This window comes from Streptococcus sp. HMSC071H03 (assembly GCF_001813035.1).
GTDB classification, from domain to species: Bacteria; Bacillota; Bacilli; order Lactobacillales; family Streptococcaceae; genus Streptococcus; species Streptococcus anginosus.
The window spans coordinates 1-6,470 of the sequence record NZ_KV811160.1 but is presented as its reverse complement, the minus strand read 5'-3'; the positions used below and the strand labels follow the sequence as shown (position 1 = coordinate 6,470).

Sequence of the window (6,470 nt, the reverse complement as noted above, 5' to 3'; positions counted from 1 at the left end):
CTCAACTGAGCCCAGAGAAACAGGAGCAGTACGAGCGCTTACTAGCCGACGAACGGTTCAAAGGCCGCCAAGCCATGATTCGAGAATTAAGAGCCTACTTAAAAGATTATAGTGATTAAGATAAGTCAGGACTTTCCCTTTTAAAAGGTTATAAATTTCGAATGATTCTCTTCGTGCATTTGGCATGAAAAAGCAGAAACCCTCTTGTAAAATGGAAGAAATTTTGATATGATAATAAATGTCGTGTAATCGGCAAATACTCATTTCAGATGAATTGTGAAGCCGTTGCCTACGGGTGGTTTTGCGAGTTGAAATCTGGGAGAGGAAAAAACAAAAAAGGAGACATTACTCATGGCAGTAATTTCAATGAAACAACTTCTTGAGGCTGGTGTACACTTTGGTCACCAAACTCGTCGCTGGAACCCTAAGATGGCGAAGTATATCTTCACAGAACGTAACGGTATCCACGTTATCGACTTGCAACAAACTGTAAAATTTGCAGATCAAGCATACGACTTTATGCGTGATGCGGCTGCTAACGATGCAGTTATCTTGTTTGTTGGTACGAAAAAACAAGCTGCTGATGCTGTAAAAGAAGAAGCAGAACGTGCTGGTCAATACTACATCAACCACCGTTGGTTGGGTGGAACACTTACAAACTGGGAAACGATTCAAAAACGTGTTGCTCGTTTGAAAGAAATCAAACGTATGGAAGAAGACGGAATTTTTGATGTTCTTCCTAAAAAAGAAGTCGCTCTTCTTAACAAACAACGCGCTCGTCTTGAAAAATTCTTGGGTGGTATCGAAGAAATGCCACGTATTCCAGATGTGATGTATGTTGTGGATCCACATAAAGAACAAATCGCTGTTAAAGAAGCTAAGAAATTAGGTATTCCAGTTGTAGCGATGGTGGATACAAATACAGATCCAGATGACATTGATGTCATCATTCCAGCTAACGACGATGCTATTCGTGCTGTTAAGTTAATCACTGCGAAAATGGCTGATGCAATTATCGAAGGCCGTCAAGGTGAAGATAACGTTGAATCAGTAGAAGCAGAATTAGCTGCAACTGATTCACAAGCAGATTCTATCGAAGAAATCGTTGAAGTTGTCGAAGGCTCAAACGAATAATCAAGTAACGAACTTATGGGGCGGGGCCTAGCCCTCCCCTTTTTATTAAATAAAACCGTAATATCTTAATTGGAGGATCAAAATGGCAGAAATTACAGCTAAGCTTGTAAAAGAATTGCGTGAAAAATCTGGTGCTGGTGTCATGGACGCTAAAAAAGCACTTGTAGAAGTAGATGGCGATATCGAAAAAGCAATTGAATTGCTTCGTGAAAAAGGTATGGCAAAAGCTGCTAAAAAAGCAGACCGTGTTGCTGCTGAAGGATTGACTGGTGTCTATGTAAACGGCAATGTTGCCGCTATCGTTGAAGTGAACTCAGAAACAGACTTTGTAGCAAAAAATGCTCAATTCGTTGAATTGGTAAACGAAACAGCTAAAGTAATCGCAGAAGGCAAACCAGCTAACAACGAAGAAGCTCTTGCTTTGACAATGCCTTCAGGTGAAACACTTGAAGCTGCTTATGTTAGTGCAACTGCTACAATCGGAGAAAAAATCTCATTCCGTCGTTTTGCAGTTGTTGAAAAAGCCGATGATCAAGTATTTGGAGCTTACCAACACAATGGTGGACGTATCGGTGTTATCACAGTTCTTTCAGGCAGTGACGAAGATCTTGCAAAACACGTGGCAATGCACGTTGCCGCTATGAAACCTTCTGTTCTTTCATACAAAGAATTGAGTGAAGAATTTATCCATGATGAATTGGCTCAAATGAACCACAAAATTGATCAAGACAACGAAAGTCGTGCAATGGTTGGTAAACCAGCGCTTCCACACTACAAATTTGGTTCTAAACTTCAATTGACGGATGAAGTGATTGCACAAGCTGAAGAAGACATCAAAGCTGGTCTTGCAGCTGAAGGTAAACCAGAAAAAATCTGGGATAAAATTATTCCTGGTAAAATGGATCGCTTCATGCTGGACAATACAAAAGTTGACCAAGCTTACACATTACTTGCGCAGGTCTATATCATGGACGACAGCAAGACTGTTGAAGCATTCCTTGAAAGTCAAGGTGTGACAATTGCAAGCTTCACTCGTTTTGAAGTAGGTGACGGTATTGAAAAAGCTGCCAACGATTTTGAATCAGAAGTAGCTGCAACTATGGCTGCTGCACTTGGACAAAACTAAGAATAAAAAAACAAACATATAAAATAACATGAGATAGGATTCCTGCTTTTCCCTGTTTTGTGGTATTTATAAGAAGTCTCATATGAATCTTTCCAAAGCTTTGTTGCTTTTAATGGTGATTCGTATGAGGCTTTTTCTAAATTTGGAATATGTGATAGATTCCTCATTGTCCAGAGCCTTTCGTTTTAATAAAATACTAAGAGTTCTGGGATTAGGGAACCTATTTTAGAAAACTGAAGTTTACATTGTGTCAAAAAAACACTTACGAATATATGGACTTTCTATTTATTTGAGGTATAATAGTAATTGTAGTATAATATTGATATTTATGCTCTAAGCTTATAAAAAAATTAGAAGAAGGAGAAATTTGTAATGAAGGCAAAGAGATGGATAGGCTTCTTTTTATCTTTACTAACGATTTTTACTGTTTTAGGATTTTGGAACGTCCAGCGGGTTTCTGCTGCTGATGTTACGAGTAAAGTCAAAATAGACAACTTGAAGATTACTATAGCATCCACAGGAAGCGAGACTGAAGGAATTCATGGTTCAAATGATACTTCGATGAACTTGAAATATTCAGGTGAATTCTCATTTCCCAATGTGGCAGCTAATGAAATCAAGAATGGTGATTACTTTATCGTAAAGGCTCCAGATAACTTGAGTTTGAAAGATGGTAGTCTGGATTTGATTGATTCGACATCACATACCCAAATGGGGACTGTCCAGGTGAATAATGCTAACCATCAGCTGGTATTTACTTTCAACGAAAAGGTGGAGGGCAAGCAAAATATCCGTGGGAACTTTGTTGCAGAAGCAACTGAAACGCTCAAAAAAGAGGGAAAAACGGTTACCTATGTTTTACCAGATGGTAAAAAACAGACCATCACGTATAAAGTGAATAAATATGAAAAGACTGACGTGATTGGAGAAACTATTACAAAGTACGGTTATAACGATAACAATAAGGCGATAGCACATTTTCAAATGAAAATTAATCGCGCTAAGAAAGATATGACTGGACATGTGGTGAAGATTACAGATGACGTCTCAAAGGAAGCCTTCGCTAGCTACATAGAAGGTACTTTCTCTATGCATGAAGTGGAATTTGAGACGACGAATACGAATTCGTCTGCTCTTAAACATATAGGTGATAAATACGAAATCACAACCGATCCGAAGGTATACAAGGCTGACTCAGATAAAAAGGCTTTGTTGACCTTTGTCAATGGGAAACGAGGATTTGAGTTGCTCATGCCGACCAATATGGGAACAAAGAGCTTTTTCTTAACGTATGATACGTCATCACCAGCAGATACTTCAACGATAAGTAACTCAGCGCAGTACCTGATTGATAACCAACCACAACTTATTTGGGAAAAATACGGAGGTAGTACCGGAACTAAAACAGAAGCAACGTTTAATTTAAAGACGGTTAAATCTGTTGGTGCATCAGTCACAGCTGATATTGCTGGTAAAATTAAAATCACAAAATTCGACAAAGCTGATGCGGCTGTTAAGTTGGCAGGCGTTGTCTTTGAAATCATACGAAAAAGTGACGGGGTTAAAGTTCAGGAAGTAACAACTGATGCGGACGGGATTGCCGTTTCAAATCATCTTAATGATGGTAAGTATATTGTTAAAGAAAAGACTCCGAAATCAGGCTATCAGGTAAATAGTCAAGAATTTGAAGTGGAGATGAAAGGTGGAAAAGGTGTTCCCCTCAACATCTCTAATAAACGTGTGACAGTTGACTTTGAAGCCACTAAGACTTGGGTAGGTGGAAAGAAAACTGACTACAAAGAAGTCAAACTTGGCTTGTATGTCCATAAGAAAGGACAAACTGTTGCAGATTCAAAACCTGTCTCAGGGAACTATACTCCTGAAGTAACTGAGTCCAATGGTGTTTATACTTACGAGTGGAAAAATCAACTACCTAAGTACGATGTCGATGGAACAACAGAATTAGTTTATTCTGTTCGCGAACTTCAAGACCAGACAGACCTTCCTTTGCAAGAAGGAGAGAAAGTCAAAGTTGGAGAGAATAACTATGTCGTATCTTACAATGCAGACAAGACTCAAGTAACCAATACTTATGAAGTTCCAAAAACAAACGTGACGGCTAAGAAAGTCTGGGTTGGCGGTCAGGAACGTGTTCGTCCAACTACCTACTTCAAACTTTACCGCACACTAGAAGGTGGAACTGAAGAAGCAGCACCTAATGCTGAACTTAAAAAAGTTCCTACAACAGATGGTACGGTTAAATGGACAGGTCTTCCGGCTACAGATCAAAACGCTAAGAAGTACACCTATAGCGTGAAAGAAGTTGATGACAAAGGTGAACTGATCACTAAAGTGGATGGTTATACTCCTAGCCAAATAGACCCTCTTACTATCAAAAATACCTATAGCGCTTCACCAGCTGAGGCTGTAATTGAAGCTAAGAAAAAATTGGAAGGTCGTCCAACAGAGCTTCAAGACGAAGAATTTGAATTTATCTTGAAAGATAATGATGGAAAAGAAGTTCAAAGAATCAAGAATAAAGGTACTAATGCTGATGGAACTGGTCGCGTAGTCTTCAATCCTATTAAATTTACAAAAGAAGGACATTATCAGTACACCATTGTGGAAGCAAAAGCAGGTGAAACTGAAAATGGTATCACCTATGATAATAGAACAGTTCCTGTAATTGTACACGTCTATGATAATGGAAGAGGTCAACTGGTTGCTTGGGTTGAGAAATTCGAAATTTCTCAAGTAGCACTTCCAGCAGCTGATTTTTCAACTTCAGCACCTGGTTCTAATCTTGTACCACCAATCTCTGGTGCCATCAACACCATTACAGATGCCGGAATTCAAACATTCACAAATACGTACAAAGCTACCAAGGTCAAAGTGCCTGTTGCTGCGACGAAATCATTCATCAACAAGAACACTGATAAGCCAATTCAGCTTCAAGGTGGGGAATTCGAATTTGCCTTGTTTGAGAAAAATGGTACAGATCCAATTCAAACAACAACAAATGATGCAACTGGAAACATTAAGTTTGAAGATTTAGAATTCAATAAAGCTGACACTTATCATTACACCATCGTTGAAAAGAATGCTGGGACAACTGATAAAGGAATCACTTATTCTAACAAGACTATCGAAGTAACGATCAAAGTTGTTGACAACGGTAAGGGAGCGCTTGAAGCAACTGTTACCTATGACAATAACGACAGCACTTTCGAAAACACCTATAAGGCTGAAAATGCCAAAGCTGTTCTTGAAGTAGATAAGAAACTAAGTAATCGCAATCTCGAAGCTAACATGTTCGAATTTACATTGACAGACCAAGTTGGTAACGTTGAAAAAGCGAAGAATGGTGCTGACGGAAAAGTTAAATTCTCAGAGTTGACATTTGATGAAGCAGGTACTTACACTTACACCATCAAGGAAGTAAAAGCTGGCACAACGGAGAATGGTATCACCTACGATGCTAAGACCGTCACAGCTAAAGTAACTGTAACCGATGATGGTCAAGGTAAATTGCATGCGGCTGTTGAATACAGCAGTGATGGTACAGCTAATAGCACAACCTTCAATAATGTCTACACCCCAGCAGGTGACACATCCGTTACTCTTGGTGCGAAAAAAGTTCTTGAAGGTAAAACTCTTGAAGCAGGTAAATACAGCTTTGTCTTGAAGAAAGCAGACGGAACTGTTGTCGAAACAGTAACCAACGCTGCAGATGGAACAGTGACCTTCTCACCAATCTCATATAATGAGAGCCAAGTAGGAACTCACAAGTACACTATCTCAGAAGTTGCTGGATCTGAAACAGGAATCACTTACGATAAGACCGTTCAAGAAGTTGAAGTAACGGTTGAAAAAGTAAGCGCAACTGAATTGAAAGCAACTGCCTCAAAAGAAGCAAAAGATCTTGTATTTACAAACAAATACACCCCAGCAGGTGACACATCCATTACTCTCGGAGCTAAGAAAGTTCTTGAAGGTAAAACTCTTGAAGCAGGTAAATACAGCTTTGTCTTGAAGAAAGCAGATGGAACTGTTGTCGAAACAGTAACCAACGCTGCAGATGGAACAGTGACCTTCTCACCAATCTCATATGATGAGAGCCAAGTGGGAACTCACAAGTATACCATCTCAGAAGTTGCTGGATCTGAAGCAGGAATCACTTATGATAAGACTGTTCGAGAAGTAGAAGTCA

At 39.3% G+C, this 6,470-nt stretch carries 3 protein-coding genes; all 3 read left to right on the top strand.

The annotated features are described in order from the left end of the window. Positions 1 to 351: 351 nt before the first annotated feature. The gene (rpsB, locus tag HMPREF2887_RS04395; RefSeq protein WP_003026510.1) at positions 352 to 1,134 is read left to right on the top strand and encodes a 30S ribosomal protein S2; all 783 of its coding nucleotides are present in this window, start codon (positions 352 to 354) and stop codon (positions 1,132 to 1,134) included. 82 nt (positions 1,135 to 1,216) lie between these two features. Continuing rightward, positions 1,217 to 2,260 carry a translation elongation factor Ts gene (tsf, locus tag HMPREF2887_RS04390; protein ID WP_003026508.1) on the top strand — a complete coding sequence of 348 codons (1,044 nt, stop codon included), beginning with the start codon at positions 1,217 to 1,219 and terminating at the stop codon, positions 2,258 to 2,260. Between the two features lie 372 nt (positions 2,261 to 2,632). Beyond that, positions 2,633 to 6,470, top strand: a 3,838-nt coding sequence (locus tag HMPREF2887_RS04385; protein WP_148131492.1) for a Spy0128 family protein, incomplete at its 3' end; no start/stop codon positions are given.